This window comes from Pseudomonas fluorescens, from assembly GCF_030344995.1.
Classification (GTDB): domain Bacteria; phylum Pseudomonadota; class Gammaproteobacteria; order Pseudomonadales; family Pseudomonadaceae; genus Aquipseudomonas; species Aquipseudomonas fluorescens_BF.
This window is the reverse complement of the sequence record NZ_CP128260.1, coordinates 105,346-119,193: the sequence shown is the minus strand read 5'-3', so window position 1 is coordinate 119,193 and position 13,848 is coordinate 105,346. Positions and strand designations below refer to the sequence as shown.

Here is a 13,848-nt window from a genome sequence, read left to right as displayed (position 1 = left end):
CGCGTGCGCGGCAGACGTGTGACCTGTTTTGGTGCGTGTCCGGGAGGACGTGATGAATCTGGAAAGCAAATGGCTCGAGGACTTCAGTGCTCTGGCTGCCACCCGCAGCTTCTCGCAGGCGGCCGAACGGCGCTTCGTGACCCAGCCGGCGTTCAGTCGGCGGATCCGCAGCCTGGAAGCGGCGCTGGGCCTGATGCTGGTCAACCGCTCGCGTACGCCGATCGAACTGACGGCGGCGGGGCAACTGTTCCTGGTAACCGCGCGCACCGTGGTCGAACAGCTTGGTGAAGTGCTGCGCCATCTTCATCATCTTGAAGGCGGCCAGGGCGAAGTGATCCAGGTCGCGGCGGCGCACTCGCTGGCGCTCGGTTTCTTCCCGCGGTGGATCGCGCAACTGCGCAACGAAGGGCTGAACATCGCCACGCGGCTGGTGGCGACCAACGTTGGTGACGCGGTGCACGCGCTGCGTGAAGGTGGCTGCGATCTGATGCTGGCGTTCTATGACCCGGACGCGGCCATGCAGATGGACCCGGAAATCTTCCCCTCGCTGCACCTGGGCCAGACCGAAATGCTTCCTGTGTGTGCGGCGGATGCCAATGGCAAGCCGCTGTTCGATCTGGAAGGCGAGGGCAGTGTGCCGTTGCTGGCGTACAGCGCCGGGGCGTTTCTCGGGCGCTCGGTGAATGGCTTGCTGCGCCAGCGTCAGCTGCGCTTCACCACGATCTATGAAACGGCCATGGCCGACAGCCTGAAAAGCATGGCGCTGGAAGGTCTGGGCATTGCCTGGGTGCCGCAACTGAGCGTGCGTGCCGAATTGGCCCGGGGCGAACTGGTGGTCTGCGGCGGCCCGCAATGGCATGTGCCGCTGGAGATTCGCCTGTACCGCTGCGCGTTGGTGCGCAAGGCGAACGTTCGGCTGTTGTGGCGCAAGCTGGAAGGCGGTGCGGCGCAAGGTACGGCCGGTGCGTGAAACATGTCTCGGCCACTGACCTTCGAGTCAATAAAACCGGGCTTTTGCGGCAGATGACAGATGGTCGCAACGGGGGCTGTTTATTGCTTTCTTTGCGGTATACTGCGCGGCCTTCGGCCGGTTCGTCCGGCCATTTTTCCTACAACAAGCCACGCATTCTGCGTGGCTTGTTGTTTTTGACGCGCCTGCGGGCGCCCAGAGAGAAGAGGCGCGACGATGAGTGCACTGGTTGGCGTGATCATGGGCTCCAAGTCCGATTGGTCCACCCTTAGCCACACCGCCGATATGCTGGAAAAGCTCGGCATCCCTTACGAGGTCAAGGTGGTTTCCGCCCACCGCACCCCGGATCTGCTGTTCCAGTACGCCGAAGAGGCTGAAGGCCGCGGCATCGAGGTGATCATCGCCGGTGCCGGTGGCGCAGCCCACCTGCCAGGCATGTGTGCGGCCAAGACCCACCTGCCGGTGCTGGGCGTGCCGGTGCAGTCGGCGATGCTCTCGGGCGTCGACTCGCTGCTGTCGATCGTACAGATGCCGGCCGGTATTCCGGTTGCCACCCTGGCCATCGGCAAGGCCGGCGCGATCAACGCAGCCCTGCTGTCGGCGAGCATCCTGGGCGCCAAGCATCCACAATTCCACGCGGTACTGAAAACCTTCCGTGCCGAGCAGACAGACAGCGTCCTGGACAATCCAGACCCACGTATTGCCTGAGGTTGTTGAGATGAAGATCGGTGTAATCGGTGGCGGCCAATTGGGTCGCATGTTGGCCCTGGCGGGCACCCCGCTGGGCATGAACTTCGCTTTCCTCGACCCTGCGCCGGACGCTTGCGCCGCTGCGCTGGGCGAACACCTGCGGGCCGATTACGGCGATCAGGATCATCTGCGCCAGTTGGCCGATGAAGTCGATCTGGTGACCTTCGAGTTCGAAAGTGTCCCGGCGGAAACCGTCGCCTTCCTTTCGCAATTCGTACCGGTCTACCCGAGCGCCGAAGCCCTGCGCATCGCTCGCGACCGCTGGTTCGAGAAGAGCATGTTCAAGGACCTGGGGATTCCAACCCCGGCGTTCGCCGACATCCAGTCGCAAGCCGACCTGGACGCCGCCGTCGCGTCGATCGGTCTGCCGGCCGTGCTGAAAACCCGAACCCTGGGTTACGACGGAAAGGGCCAGAAAGTCCTGCGCAAGCCGGAAGACGTGGTCGATACCTTCGCTGAACTGGGTAGCGTGCCTTGCCTGCTGGAAGGCTTCGTACCGTTCACCGGCGAAGTGTCGCTGATCGCCGTGCGTGCCCGTGATGGCGAGACGAAGTTCTATCCGCTGGTGCACAACACCCACGACAGCGGCATCCTCAAGCTGTCGGTTGCCAGCTCCGATCACCCGCTGCAGGCTCTGGCCGAAGACTATTCCAGCCGCGTGCTCAAGCAGCTGAATTACGTCGGCGTGATGGCGTTCGAGTTCTTTGAAGTCGACGGTGGCCTCAAGGCCAACGAAATCGCTCCGCGCGTGCACAACTCCGGGCACTGGACCACCGAAGGCGCCGAGTGCAGCCAGTTCGAAAACCACCTGCGGGCCGTTGCCGGTCTGCCGCTGGGTTCGACCGCCAAGGTCGGTGAGAGCGCGATGCTCAACTTCATCGGTGTGGTTCCGCCGGTCGAGAAGGTCATCGCCATCGACGATTGCCACCTGCATCACTACGGCAAGGCCTTCAAGGCCGGGCGCAAGGTCGGTCACGCCAACCTGCGCTGCAAGGACAAGGCGACGCTCGAGCAGCAGATCCTCAAGGTCGAAGCGCTGATCGCCGAGTAACGACAGTTTCATCTGGCAGCGGCGGAACCATTGCGGGGCCGCCGTTCTCTCATGGCAGGATGCGAAAGTCTGACTAGGCTTTCGCATATCTATTATTCAGAGGGAAATGCCATGGGAATTATCGGAACCATCTTTATCGGCCTCATCGTCGGCCTGCTGGCGCGGTTCCTGAAACCGGGCGATGACAGCATGGGCTGGATCATGACCATCCTGCTCGGTATCGGCGGTTCGCTGGCAGCCACTTACGGCGGCCAGGCCCTGGGCATCTATCAGGCGGGTCAGGGCGCAGGCTTCATCGGCGCGCTGGTCGGCGCGATCATCCTGCTGGTGATCTACGGCCTGATCAAAAAGAACTGATCCAAAGCGACAAAGCCCTCTCCGCCAATCCGGCGGGGAGGGCTAGAATGCTCGGCGATTCAGCGTTCCCTCCTTATTCGAGCATCCTTTACCGAGCACCTTCATGCGCCGTCTTCTGTTGACTCTCCTTTTGCTGGGCAGCGGTCTGGCCCACGCCGGCGATCTGCCGGAAACCGACTGGCTGGAACTGATGCCCAAGTCGGATCAGAAAGCCCTCGAGGCCATGCCTGAAATCGACCACAACTCCCCGGAAGCCACCGGCACCTTCACCGAGAAAGGCGGGATGAAGCAGGCCAAGGGTTTGCCGGCGGTGATGTATTCGACCAAAACCGTGGCGTCGATGAACGACAAACACATCCGCATCGGTGGTTATCCGGTGCCGCTGGAATCCGACGCCAAGGGTCGCAGCACGCTGTTCTTCCTCGTGCCGTATCCGGGCGCGTGCATCCACGTGCCGCCACCGCCGCCGAATCAACTGGTGCTGGTGCGTTATCCAAAAGGCTTGAAGCTGGATGACATCTACACGCCGTTGTGGGTGACCGGCACGCTGAAGATCGAAAAGGTCAGCAATGATCTCGCCGACGCTGCGTATGCGCTGGACGCGGACAAGGTGCGGGTGGTGCAGGAGTCCGATCTCTAAGACCTGCTCATAACAAATGTGGGAGGGGGCTTGCTCCCGAAGGCGGTGTATCAGTCAATGGATTCGTCGACTAAGACACTGTCTTCGGGAGCAAGCCCCCTCCCACAATGGGTTTTGCGGTGTTGGTTAGAGCGGCTTGCTGCCGATGCTGACACCCATGGTGTGGCTGGCATCCGGCGCCAGGTTCATCACATCGTTCATCACGTTCGCCGTCTCGATGCACAGCATGCGTTGCCAGCCGTCGTTGTCCATGTCGCTGAGCGCGGCGGCGCGGTCGATCCACGGGTTCCAGATCACCGCCGTGCGTGAGCCGGTGGTGGTCAGCACGATCCGCCGTTCCCAGGCTGGGTCGACGATGCTCAGTTGCGGCGGGGCGTCGAGGTAGATGCGGTCGGTTTCCCCGGCAAAACGCAGATCGCCCTGTTGCGTGTTGGTTTTCCAGTCATCCAGGGTCTCGATGTAATCCAGGCCATCCACGCCTTCGACGCGCACGTTGCGCACATCGCTGACGGCGAAATAGCTGTGCAACGCCTGGCTGATGCTGACGGTGTCGGCACCACGGTTGTGGCTGGTGAGGCTGATGTGCAACTGATCGTCGAGGCGCAGGGTCAGGGTCAGGTCGACCTGATGCGGCCATTCCGGAAAACCGCCCTCGGGGTAGGGCAGCTTGAATTCCACTTTCAGGCTTTCGCCTTCGGTTTCGATGCCGCCCAGTTGCCAATCCATCGCCCGGACAAATCCATGGGCGCCGGCGGGTTCTTCGCTCGTGCGCATCGCCTGCACGCTCTGCGGGTTGCGGGCGAAGATGCCGAACCACGGCCAGCACACCGGCACACCGGCGCGGATGCTCTTGCCGGTCTTGAACACGGCCTTGTCGTTCAGCCAGATCAGCGGCGGCTGGCCGTCCACCTGATAACTGAGGATGTGCGCGCCTTGCTGGGCCACCAGCACTTCGGCCTGACCGTGGCGGATGCGCCAGCAGTTCAGTTCATCCAGTTTCACGGCTTCAACGTTGGGCGTGTTCATGGGGCAACTCTCGATCAGCAACTTGGACGACTATCGACCGTGAAACGGCCGCGAGGTTTAACGTGCGCGTGGCGGAACCGAGCGGGTGCGACCGCTGCCATCGATGGCAACGAACACGAACACCGCTTCGGTCACTTTACGCCACTCGCTGGACAGCGGGTCGTCGCTCCACACCTCGACCATCATCTGGATCGAGCTACGGCCGATTTCCAGGGTCTGGGTATAAAAGGACAATTGCGCGCCGACAGCCACCGGCACCAGAAACGCCATGCGGTCGATGGCCACGGTCGCTACACGGCCACCGGCGACGCGGCTGGCCATGGCAGTGCCGGCCAGGTCCATCTGCGCCACCAGCCAGCCGCCGAAAATATCGCCGAAGCCGTTGGTTTCGCGGGGAAGCGCGGTGATTTGCAGGGCCAGGTCGCCTTGCGGGATCGGATCTTCTTGTTCGAGCTCTATCATGCCGGGGGTGCCTCTGACCCGTGACTCTTCGTTGGGTATTGCTGGTGGTAGCCGTCTTCGGGAAAAACGATTCAGCACCGAACATACTACGTTCGTCACGTTTTCCATCAGGCGCCTAAGGAGAAACTCTGCGAAACCGGCTAATCCCGAGCAAGGGTCGGGCCAACGACGTTTTCGCACAGCAACCCCTTACAAACCGGAGCAAGGTTGCGAGTATATCGGTCGGTAGACTCCGCGACGACCGTCCGGTTCTGATTTCGACCGTCAAATACGCGCCTCTATGTGCTTTTTCGAACAATTTGCTATGGTGCCGAACCTGCCTAAGCCACAGCCAGCGTTGTTGTGGCGGCAGATCCGACTATAAGAGAAGACCTTGCCATGACCACAGCGCCCTCGAGCCTCGCGCAGCCCGACCAACCCGCACGACCGTTGACCCGCAATGACTACAAGACTCTGTCGCTTTCGGCCCTGGGGGGCGCGCTGGAGTTCTACGATTTCATCATCTTCGTGTTCTTTGCCACCGTGGTCGGCAAATTGTTCTTCCCGGCCGACATGCCCGAGTGGCTGCGCCTGATGCAGACCTTCGGCATCTTCGCCGCCGGCTACCTCGCGCGGCCGCTGGGCGGGATTGTCATGGCGCACTTCGGCGACCTGCTGGGGCGCAAGAAGATGTTCACCCTGAGCATCTTCATGATGGCCGTGCCGACCCTGATCATGGGCCTGCTGCCGACCTACGCGCAGATCGGCCTGTGGGCGCCGATCCTGCTGCTGTTGATGCGGGTGATCCAGGGTGCAGCGATTGGCGGTGAGGTTCCAGGGGCGTGGGTCTTCGTTTCCGAACACGTACCCGGCAAGCACATCGGCTACGCCTGCGGCACCCTGACCAGTGGCCTGACGGCGGGCATCCTGCTCGGCTCGCTGGTTGCCACTGCGATCAACAGCATTTATACGCCAGTGGAAGTTTCGGATTACGCCTGGCGGATCCCGTTCCTGTTGGGTGGCGTATTCGGCCTGTTCTCGGTCTATCTGCGTCGCTGGCTGCACGAAACTCCGGTGTTCGCTGAGCTGCAACAGCGCAAGGCCCTGGCCGAAGAAGTGCCATTGCGCGCCGTGCTGCGTGATCATCGCGGGGCCATCGCGGTGTCGATGCTGCTGACCTGGCTGCTGTCCGCCGGCATCGTCGTGGTGATCCTGATGACCCCAACCGTGCTGCAAACGGTCTATCACTTCTCTCCGACCACCGCGCTGCAATCCAACAGCCTGGCGATCGTATTCCTGAGCCTGGGCTGCATCATTTCCGGCGCGCTGGCGGATCGCTTTGGCGCCGGTCGCGTGTTCGTGTTTGGTTGCCTGGGCTTGCTCGCCAGTTCCTGGACCTTCTATCACAGCCTCGCCGATCACCCGAACTGGCTGTTCCCGCTGTACGCGCTGACCGGTTTCCTGGTCGGCACCATCGGTGCGGTGCCTTATGTGATGGTGAAAGCGTTCCCGCCGGTGGTGCGCTTCAGCGGTCTGTCCTTCTCTTATAACGTCGCCTACGCCATCTTCGGCGGCCTGACGCCGATGGTGGTCAGCCTGCTGCTGAAAGAAAGCGCGATGGGGCCTGCCTACTATGTGGCGGTGCTGTGCGGGATGGGGATCCTGGTCGGCGCGTGGCTGTGGAAGAAGGGACGCTGATTCAGTTCCAGAACTCAGGGCTTTCGCCAGCGCGAAAGCCTTGTTTCACATTCGCCAACCGGCAGGCGAGCACCATGCTCAAGCATGTGAGCCAAAGCATTTGCGGCTTCTGTTTCGTCGATGACTTGGTGTTCAACCATTAAATCGAGCAGCCATAGCGCGCCGTGAACCTGTAGCCCATCTCTTTGGGCCTGACGGCGCAACTTGCCATCTCCGGTGAGTAAAGGACGGCCCATTTCCTGTGCAAGCAGGTAGCAGGAGACGTCGGCTAAAGAGCTGTTATTGTGCTCGATCCTTAGCCCCGACAATCGTATTACACCTGCCTCATCGAACGATTCGACGATCAATCCTCGGTCGAGCAGTTCGTCGTGTGAAAAGTCGTCGAGTTCGTACATTACGAAGTCAGTGCAACACAGAGTAAACGGCAAGCTGAACATCTGCTCCAGTAACCCGGCATTTCTGAAGTCGATCCAGATATTCGTATCACTGATATAGATCAGAACTCATGCACTCTCCAGTGAGCCCAAGAAATTGGGGTCAAGTGCGCTCACTGGTTTGCGCAGGAGTTCAGCAGCCCGCGACTTGGTGATCAATCCTTCCGCCAGTCCCCAGAACACCAGCGAATCAAAGCGCTGGGGTGGTTTGCACGGTAGAGGTTCAGGCTCTGCCTTGCGCCAGCCGTTGGCACTGAATTGAATAGTGAGGGATTTGTAGCCACTTTCGCTAAGTAGCTTCAGGTCCTTCAGTCGTCTCAATGCAGCGTGCATTGATATTCCGTATTGGCGTTTGGCGATCAGTAGCTCTCGTGGGTGGACTCTGGACCGGGGATGGCTGCCGAAATCGCCGGTTACGCTTTTGGCGGGGTAGAGAAATGCGCCGGCAAAACGGTGGCAACAGTTCTCTTTGTCTTTCTCCGGCATGTCTTCAGGCAGCGCCATAACCCAGTGGCCGAGCTCATGAGCAGCCGTAAATCTGATTCGCTCACCTGGACGGTCAGCATTCAAAGCAATTAGTACATGTTCGCCGTCACCGGTAGCAGCACAAGCGCCATCGAAATCATCTGGGCCGTTCAGCATTGCAACCTTGATGCTGTGCTCTTCCAGTTGCTCAGTCAGATTGGCGATGGGATCGCCACCGATTCCCCAAAACTGGCGAAGCTTCTCGGCTGCTAGCTCGGCCTCTTCGAGAGTTGAAACCGGGAGCATCTGTGCCGGGGTAGCAGGGGTCTGGATATCTGCTGGATCGAAACATTGCTCAAGTGAAATGTAGCGCTCGAGATGTTCCCGAATTTTTTCTTCAACCTGAGCTTGGCGATACTTGGGCATTCTGGCCAGCTTTCGAAACTCAAGAGGTGCCAGAGGAATAACCTCCGCGCGGAAAAAATATTCGGGACTGACCTGAAGTGCCTTGGCCAGTTGCAGCAAACGAGAAGAGTTTGGAGTGATCAACCCTTTCTCATATTTGTTTAACGCTTGTTTGGTGATGTCGCCAAGCTGGGTCGCCAGACCTTCTAGGGTGAGGCCTTGTTGCAGGCGGGCGCGGCGAATTCGGTCGTTTATCATGAGTTCCTCTCGTGGTTGACAAGGCTATCTTTTGGATTTGATTTGTCAACCTGACGCGGAATTCATTTTTTGTGACACCTCGGATGCTGGCCTTTCATCCAATTGTCATATTTCAGCCATAGAGTGTTCACACGGCCTGCTGATACTTGGCCCCGACTTAACACACCCTATCTGCTAGGAGTAAGGCATGAAACTGAAGCGTTTGATGGCGGCAATGACTTTTGTCGCTGCTGGCGTTGCGACTGCCAACGCGGTTGCCGCTGTTGACCCTGCTATCCCGAGCTACACCAAGACCACTGGTGTGTCGGGCAACCTGTCCAGCGTCGGCTCCGATACCCTGGCCAACCTCATGACCCTCTGGGCTGAGAACTACAAAAAAGAATACCCGAACGTAAACATCCAGATTCAGGCTGCTGGCTCCGCCACCGCGCCACCTGCGCTGACTGAAGGCACCTCCAACCTGGGCCCGATGAGCCGCAAGATGAAGGACACCGAACTGGCTGCCTTCGAACAGAAATACGGCTACAAGCCAACCGCTATCCCGGTTGCCGTGGATGCCCTGGCTGTTTTCGTACACAAGGACAACCCGATCCAGCACCTGACCATGGAACAGGTTGACGCGATCTTCTCGTCCACCCGTCTGTGCGGCGCCAAGACCGACGTGAAAACCTGGGGCGACCTGGGCGTGACCGGCGACCTGGCCAACAAGCCGGTTCAACTGTTCGGCCGTAACTCGGTATCCGGCACCTACGGCTACTTCAAGGAAGAAGCCCTGTGCAAAGGCGACTACAAGCCTAACGTCAACGAACAACCAGGCTCGGCTTCGGTCGTGCAGTCGATCAGCTCCTCGCTGAACGGCATCGGATACTCGGGCATCGGCTACAAGACCGCCAGCGTGAAAACCGTTGCTCTGTCGAAGAAGGGCAGCACTGACTTCATCGAAGACACCGAAGAAAACGCCCTGAACGGCAAGTACCCGCTGTCGCGTTTCCTGTACGTGTACGTCAACAAAGCCCCGAACAAGCCTCTGGCCCCGCTGGAAGCCGAGTTCGTGAAACTGGTTCTGTCGAAACAGGGCCAGGAAGTGGTAGTGAAAGACGGCTACATCCCGCTGCCAGCCAAGGTTGCTGCAAAAGCACTGGCTGACCTGGGCCTGCAGGAAGGCGGCGCTGAAGTCGCAAAAAAGTAACAAACTGAGTCAGGGGTGAACCCCGCCTGACTCACGTGTGGGGCCCGGCCCGCAAGCGGCCCGGCCCCCACACTCCCCGAATTCTTCTATCCACTGCCAGTGCCCTGCTGGCGGCGGATTTGGTGCGTCACTGCATTGTCATCTTTCTGTCATACAGGATCGCTAGGGTGTGCGCATGAATGATCTGGCCAATTCCAAAATGACTACGAACCCTCCCAAGCGCATTGACTTCAATACGCCTGAGTTGCAACGCAAGCGCCGCATTCGCGCGCTCAAGGATCGCTTCACCCGTTGGTACGTCCTCGTCGGCGGTCTGGCGGTGCTGGCAGCCATCACCCTGATCTTCTTCTTCCTCGCCTACGTGGTCGCGCCGCTGTTCAAAGGTGCTGACCTGACCGCGAAAGATGCACTCACCCCGGCCTGGATGCAGGACGCCGGCAAGCCGCTGATGATTTCGCTCGAAGAGCAGAATCAGGTGGCCATGCGCGTTTCAGACAAGGGCCAGGCGCTATTTTTCGACATCGACAGTGGCGCTGAATTGAAGCGCGTCGATCTGCCCCTGCCGGCAGGCGCCAGTGTGACCTCCATAGGCGAAGACCAGCCTGGCCATCCGCTGGTGGCCGTGGGCCTGTCCAACGGTCAGGCGCTGGTGTTCCGTCACACCTATAAAGTCAGCTACCCGGATGGCAAGAAAACCATCACCCCGGCCATCGAGTATCCGTATGGCGATGCACCGATTGCGCTGAACGAGAACGGCGGTGCGCTGGAGCACGTCAGCCTTAACGCTACCGATTCGACCCTGATGCTGGTCGGCTCCACCGGCTCGCAACTCAATGTGCTGTCGCTGACCAGCGAAGAAAACATGATGACCGGCGAAGTCACCAACGAGCAGAAGCGTATCGATCTGCCGCAGATGACCGAGCCGGTGAAAAACATCTTCGTCGACCCGCGTCAGCAGTGGCTGTACGTGGTCAACGGACGTGCCCAGGCCGACGTGTTCAGCCTGCGCGACAAGAGCCTCAACGGTCGCTACAAGCTGCTGGAAAACGCCGACGCCCAAGTCACCGCCGCCACACAACTGGTGGGCGGTATCTCGTTGATAGTCGGTGACTCCACCGGTGGCCTGGCCCAGTGGTTCATGGCCCGCGACACCGATGGCGAGCTGCGCCTGAAGCAGATCCGCACCTTCCAGATGGGCACTACGCCGATCGTTGAAATTTCCGCCGAAGAACGTCGCAAGGGCTTCCTGGCCCTGGATGCCAGCGGCAAGCTCGGCGTGTTCCACAGCACCGCGCACCGCACCTTGCTGGTCGATCAAGTCGTCGAAGGCCAGGGCCTGTTCGGTCTGTCGCCTCGCGCCAACCGCGTGATCGTCGAAGCCGGCGGCAAGCTGCAACCGTTGCTGCTCGACAACCCGCACCCGGAAGTCTCGTGGAGCGCGCTGTGGAGCAAGGTCTGGTACGAGAACTACGACGAGCCTAAATACGTCTGGCAATCGACCGCTGCCAACACCGATTTCGAACCGAAACTGAGTCTGTCGCCACTGACCTTCGGTACCCTGAAAGCTGCGTTCTACGCGATGTTGCTGGCGGCACCGCTGGCCGTCGCCGCTGCGATCTACACCGCGTACTTCATGGCCCCGGGCATGCGCCGCAAGGTCAAACCGGTGATCGAGCTGATGGAAGCGATGCCGACGGTGATCCTCGGCTTCTTCGCCGGTCTGTTCCTCGCACCCTATGTGGAAGGGCATCTGCCGGGCATCTTCAGCCTGCTGATGCTGCTGCCGATCGGCATTCTGATTGCCGGTTTCACCTTCAGCCGTCTGCCTGAGTCGATCCGCCTGAAAGTCCCGGACGGCTGGGAAAGTGCGCTGCTGATTCCGGTGATCCTGTTCGTGGGCTGGCTGTCGCTGTACATGAGCCCGTTCATGGAAAACTGGTTCTTCGGCGGTGACATGCGCATGTGGATCTCCCACGACCTGGGCATCACCTACGACCAGCGCAACGCTCTGGTGGTCGGTCTGGCCATGGGTTTTGCGGTGATCCCGAACATCTACTCGATCGCCGAAGACGCCGTGTTCAGCGTGCCGCGCGGCCTGACCCTGGGCTCGCTGGCCCTCGGTGCCACGCCGTGGCAGACCATGACTCGCGTGGTGATCCTGACCGCCAGCCCGGGCATCTTCTCGGCGCTGATGATCGGCATGGGCCGTGCGGTCGGCGAAACCATGATTGTGCTGATGGCCACCGGCAACACCCCGGTCATGGAAATGAACCTGTTCGAAGGCCTGCGCACCCTGGCCGCCAACGTCGCGGTGGAAATGCCGGAGTCGGAAGTCGGCGGCAGCCACTACCGCGTGCTGTTCCTCTCGGCGCTGGTGCTGCTGTTGTTCACCTTCGTCATGAACACCCTCGCGGAACTGATTCGTCAGCGTCTGCGCAAGAAATACTCGTCGCTTTAAGCAAAGGTAGAAGTCTGTGAAACAGAACTCCCTGAAAGGATGGTTCAAGAGCGGCGCCCCCGGCGTCTGGATCAGCGGCGGCGCGGTGTCCATCGCGGTCATCATGACCATTGGCCTGCTGGCGGTGATCGCCGTGCGCGGTCTGGGTCACTTCTGGCCGGCGGATCTGATCCACGCCAGCTATGACGTACCGGGCCAGGGCCAGCATCTGGTCGTGGGCGAAGTGGTGCAGAAAGAAGAAGTGCCGCGCGCCCGTCTGAAGAGCGCCGGCCTGCCGGTGCCGGACGAAGGTCCGGAATTCATGACCCGCGAGCTGATCAAGGTCGGCAACCGTGACCTGAACGGCAATGACTTCACCTGGATCGTCGGCGAGTGGCTGACCAACCAGACGAACCCGCCGGAGCTGATGGCGCTGGAGCGTCGCGAGTGGGGCAACTTCTACGGCTACCTGGTCAACGTCAAACAGGACGGCAAGGTGATCGCCGAAGGCGAAGCCGCATGGCCTGAGCTGCAAGCGCGGATCAACCGCGTGAACGGCCTCGCCGCGCAGCTCAAGTCGCTGGAAAAAACCGACATCGGCGCGATCAACGCCGGCCTTGAGCGCATCCGTCTGCACGGTCGCAAGCTGGAGCTGGAAGGCAAACTCGACCCGGCCGCCCAGGCGGACATGGACGCCGAGCGCGCCGAGCTGAACGCTCGCTATCAGGACATCGAAGCCCGTCTGGCCGATCTGCACGCGCAGTTCAACCGTGACGCCTTGACCGCTCGTGATGCGAACGGCAAGGAAATCGAAATCGGCCTGGGCAAAGTGGTTCACGCCTATCAGCCGAACGCCATGGGCACGATGACCAAGATCGGTTTCTACTTCAGCAAGGTCTGGGAGTTCCTGTCCGACGACCCGCGTGAAGCGAACACCGAAGGCGGGATTTTCCCGGCGATCTTCGGCACCGTGATGATGACCCTGATCATGGCGATGATCGTGACCCCGTTCGGCGTGCTGGCGGCGGTGTACCTGCGTGAATACGCCAAGCAGAACACCCTGACCCGGGTTATCCGGATCGCGGTGAACAACCTGGCGGGTGTTCCGGCGATTGTTTACGGCGTGTTCGGTCTGGGCTTCTTCGTCTACGTGCTGGGCGGTTCGCTCGACCGTCTGTTCTTCCCGGAAGCGCTGCCGGCACCGACCTTCGGTACGCCGGGTCTGCTGTGGGCTTCGTTGACCCTGGCGCTGCTGGCGGTGCCGGTGGTGATCGTGGCCACTGAAGAAGGTCTGGCGCGGATTCCTCGCACCGTGCGTGAGGGCTCGCTGGCTCTGGGCGCGACCAAGGCTGAAACCCTGTGGAAGATCGTTCTGCCGATGGCCAGTCCGGCCATGATGACCGGCATGATCCTCGCCGTGGCTCGCGCCGCCGGTGAAGTGGCGCCGCTGATGCTGGTGGGTGTGGTGAAACTGGCGCCGTCGCTGCCGGTGGACGGCAACTACCCGTATCTGCACCTGGATCAGAAGATCATGCACCTGGGCTTCCACATCTACGACGTCGGCTTCCAGAGCCCGAACGTCGAGGCCGCGCGGCCGCTGGTGTACGCCACGGCGCTGTTGCTGGTGCTGGTGATCGCCACCCTGAACCTGTCGGCGGTGTACATCCGTAACCACCTGCGCGAGAAGTACAAGGCGCTGGACAGCTGATCGCCGTCACAAGAATTGA

13 protein-coding genes are annotated in these 13,848 nt (G+C 60.7%); 9 read left to right on the top strand and 4 right to left on the bottom strand.

Translation table 11 applies throughout. The features are described from left to right. Positions 1-52 precede the first annotated feature (52 nt). From QR290_RS00575 to QR290_RS00555, 5 genes are all read left to right on the top strand, one after another. Positions 53-970: a LysR substrate-binding domain-containing protein gene (locus tag QR290_RS00575; RefSeq protein ID WP_289204091.1), complete on the top strand. Its 918-nt coding sequence runs from the start codon at positions 53-55 to the stop codon at positions 968-970. A 216-nt stretch (positions 971-1,186) separates the two neighbouring features. Beyond that, the gene (purE, locus tag QR290_RS00570) at positions 1,187-1,678 is read left to right on the top strand and encodes a 5-(carboxyamino)imidazole ribonucleotide mutase (RefSeq protein ID WP_007954291.1); all 492 of its coding nucleotides are present in this window, start codon (positions 1,187-1,189) and stop codon (positions 1,676-1,678) included. A gap of 10 nt (positions 1,679-1,688) precedes the next feature. Continuing rightward, positions 1,689-2,771 (top strand): 5-(carboxyamino)imidazole ribonucleotide synthase, encoded by a 1,083-nt coding sequence (locus QR290_RS00565; RefSeq protein ID WP_115079738.1) that lies wholly within the window; start codon positions 1,689-1,691, stop codon positions 2,769-2,771. A 111-nt stretch (positions 2,772-2,882) separates the two neighbouring features. Further along, positions 2,883-3,128 (top strand): GlsB/YeaQ/YmgE family stress response membrane protein, encoded by a 246-nt coding sequence (locus tag QR290_RS00560; protein ID WP_085696742.1) that lies wholly within the window; start codon positions 2,883-2,885, stop codon positions 3,126-3,128. A gap of 103 nt (positions 3,129-3,231) precedes the next feature. Beyond that, entirely contained in the window at positions 3,232-3,768 is a 537-nt protein-coding gene (locus tag QR290_RS00555; RefSeq protein ID WP_115079737.1) for a DUF3299 domain-containing protein, read from the top strand. A gap of 126 nt (positions 3,769-3,894) precedes the next feature. Here QR290_RS00555 and QR290_RS00550 read toward each other — a convergent pair whose 3' ends face one another. Both QR290_RS00550 and QR290_RS00545 read right to left on the bottom strand, forming a co-directional pair. After that, positions 3,895-4,794 carry a D-hexose-6-phosphate mutarotase gene (locus tag QR290_RS00550; RefSeq protein WP_115079736.1) on the bottom strand — a complete coding sequence of 300 codons (900 nt, stop codon included), beginning with the start codon at positions 4,792-4,794 and terminating at the stop codon, positions 3,895-3,897. 57 nt (positions 4,795-4,851) lie between these two features. Then, positions 4,852-5,256: an acyl-CoA thioesterase gene (locus tag QR290_RS00545; protein WP_003229628.1), complete on the bottom strand. Its 405-nt coding sequence runs from the start codon at positions 5,254-5,256 to the stop codon at positions 4,852-4,854. 378 nt (positions 5,257-5,634) lie between these two features. Here QR290_RS00545 and QR290_RS00540 point away from each other — a divergent pair, with 378 nt between their 5' ends. Continuing rightward, entirely contained in the window at positions 5,635-6,933 is a 1,299-nt protein-coding gene (locus QR290_RS00540; RefSeq protein ID WP_115079735.1) for an MFS transporter, read from the top strand. A gap of 14 nt (positions 6,934-6,947) precedes the next feature. Here QR290_RS00540 and QR290_RS00535 read toward each other — a convergent pair whose 3' ends face one another. Continuing rightward, positions 6,948-7,328 carry a type II toxin-antitoxin system VapC family toxin gene (locus QR290_RS00535; RefSeq protein ID WP_240321663.1) on the bottom strand — a complete coding sequence of 127 codons (381 nt, stop codon included), beginning with the start codon at positions 7,326-7,328 and terminating at the stop codon, positions 6,948-6,950. Positions 7,329-7,436: 108 nt separating this feature from the next. After that, positions 7,437-8,495: a helix-turn-helix domain-containing protein gene (locus QR290_RS00530; RefSeq protein ID WP_115079733.1), complete on the bottom strand. Its 1,059-nt coding sequence runs from the start codon at positions 8,493-8,495 to the stop codon at positions 7,437-7,439. A 187-nt stretch (positions 8,496-8,682) separates the two neighbouring features. Between QR290_RS00530 and QR290_RS00525 the strand changes: the two genes are divergently transcribed. The 3 genes from QR290_RS00525 to pstA all read left to right on the top strand — a co-directional run bounded on the left by QR290_RS00525 (position 8,683) and on the right by pstA (position 13,829). Continuing rightward, positions 8,683-9,684, top strand: coding sequence for a phosphate ABC transporter substrate-binding protein PstS (locus tag QR290_RS00525; RefSeq protein ID WP_007954316.1), 1,002 nt, complete (start codon positions 8,683-8,685; stop codon positions 9,682-9,684). Between the two features lie 175 nt (positions 9,685-9,859). Further along, positions 9,860-12,142, top strand: coding sequence for an ABC transporter permease subunit (locus QR290_RS00520; RefSeq protein ID WP_289204090.1), 2,283 nt, complete (start codon positions 9,860-9,862; stop codon positions 12,140-12,142). Positions 12,143-12,158: 16 nt separating this feature from the next. Continuing rightward, positions 12,159-13,829 (top strand): phosphate ABC transporter permease PstA, encoded by a 1,671-nt coding sequence (gene pstA, locus QR290_RS00515; RefSeq protein WP_115079731.1) that lies wholly within the window; start codon positions 12,159-12,161, stop codon positions 13,827-13,829. The last annotated feature ends 19 nt before the right edge of the window (positions 13,830-13,848 follow it).

What these genes read in the sequence shown, in the direction of transcription:
- QR290_RS00575 (WP_289204091.1), top strand. Translation starts at nt 53, where the DNA reads ATGAATCTGGAAAGCAAATGGCTCGAGGACTTCAGTGCTCTGGCTGCC.
- purE (WP_007954291.1), top strand. Translation starts at nt 1,187, where the DNA reads ATGAGTGCACTGGTTGGCGTGATCATGGGCTCCAAGTCCGATTGGTCC.
- QR290_RS00565 (WP_115079738.1), top strand. Translation starts at nt 1,689, where the DNA reads ATGAAGATCGGTGTAATCGGTGGCGGCCAATTGGGTCGCATGTTGGCC.
- QR290_RS00560 (WP_085696742.1), top strand. Translation starts at nt 2,883, where the DNA reads ATGGGAATTATCGGAACCATCTTTATCGGCCTCATCGTCGGCCTGCTG.
- QR290_RS00555 (WP_115079737.1), top strand. Translation starts at nt 3,232, where the DNA reads ATGCGCCGTCTTCTGTTGACTCTCCTTTTGCTGGGCAGCGGTCTGGCC.
- QR290_RS00550 (WP_115079736.1), bottom strand. Translation starts at nt 4,794, where the DNA reads ATGAACACGCCCAACGTTGAAGCCGTGAAACTGGATGAACTGAACTGC.
- QR290_RS00545 (WP_003229628.1), bottom strand. Translation starts at nt 5,256, where the DNA reads ATGATAGAGCTCGAACAAGAAGATCCGATCCCGCAAGGCGACCTGGCC.
- QR290_RS00540 (WP_115079735.1), top strand. Translation starts at nt 5,635, where the DNA reads ATGACCACAGCGCCCTCGAGCCTCGCGCAGCCCGACCAACCCGCACGA.
- QR290_RS00535 (WP_240321663.1), bottom strand. Translation starts at nt 7,328, where the DNA reads ATGTACGAACTCGACGACTTTTCACACGACGAACTGCTCGACCGAGGA.
- QR290_RS00530 (WP_115079733.1), bottom strand. Translation starts at nt 8,495, where the DNA reads ATGATAAACGACCGAATTCGCCGCGCCCGCCTGCAACAAGGCCTCACC.
- QR290_RS00525 (WP_007954316.1), top strand. Translation starts at nt 8,683, where the DNA reads ATGAAACTGAAGCGTTTGATGGCGGCAATGACTTTTGTCGCTGCTGGC.
- QR290_RS00520 (WP_289204090.1), top strand. Translation starts at nt 9,860, where the DNA reads ATGAATGATCTGGCCAATTCCAAAATGACTACGAACCCTCCCAAGCGC.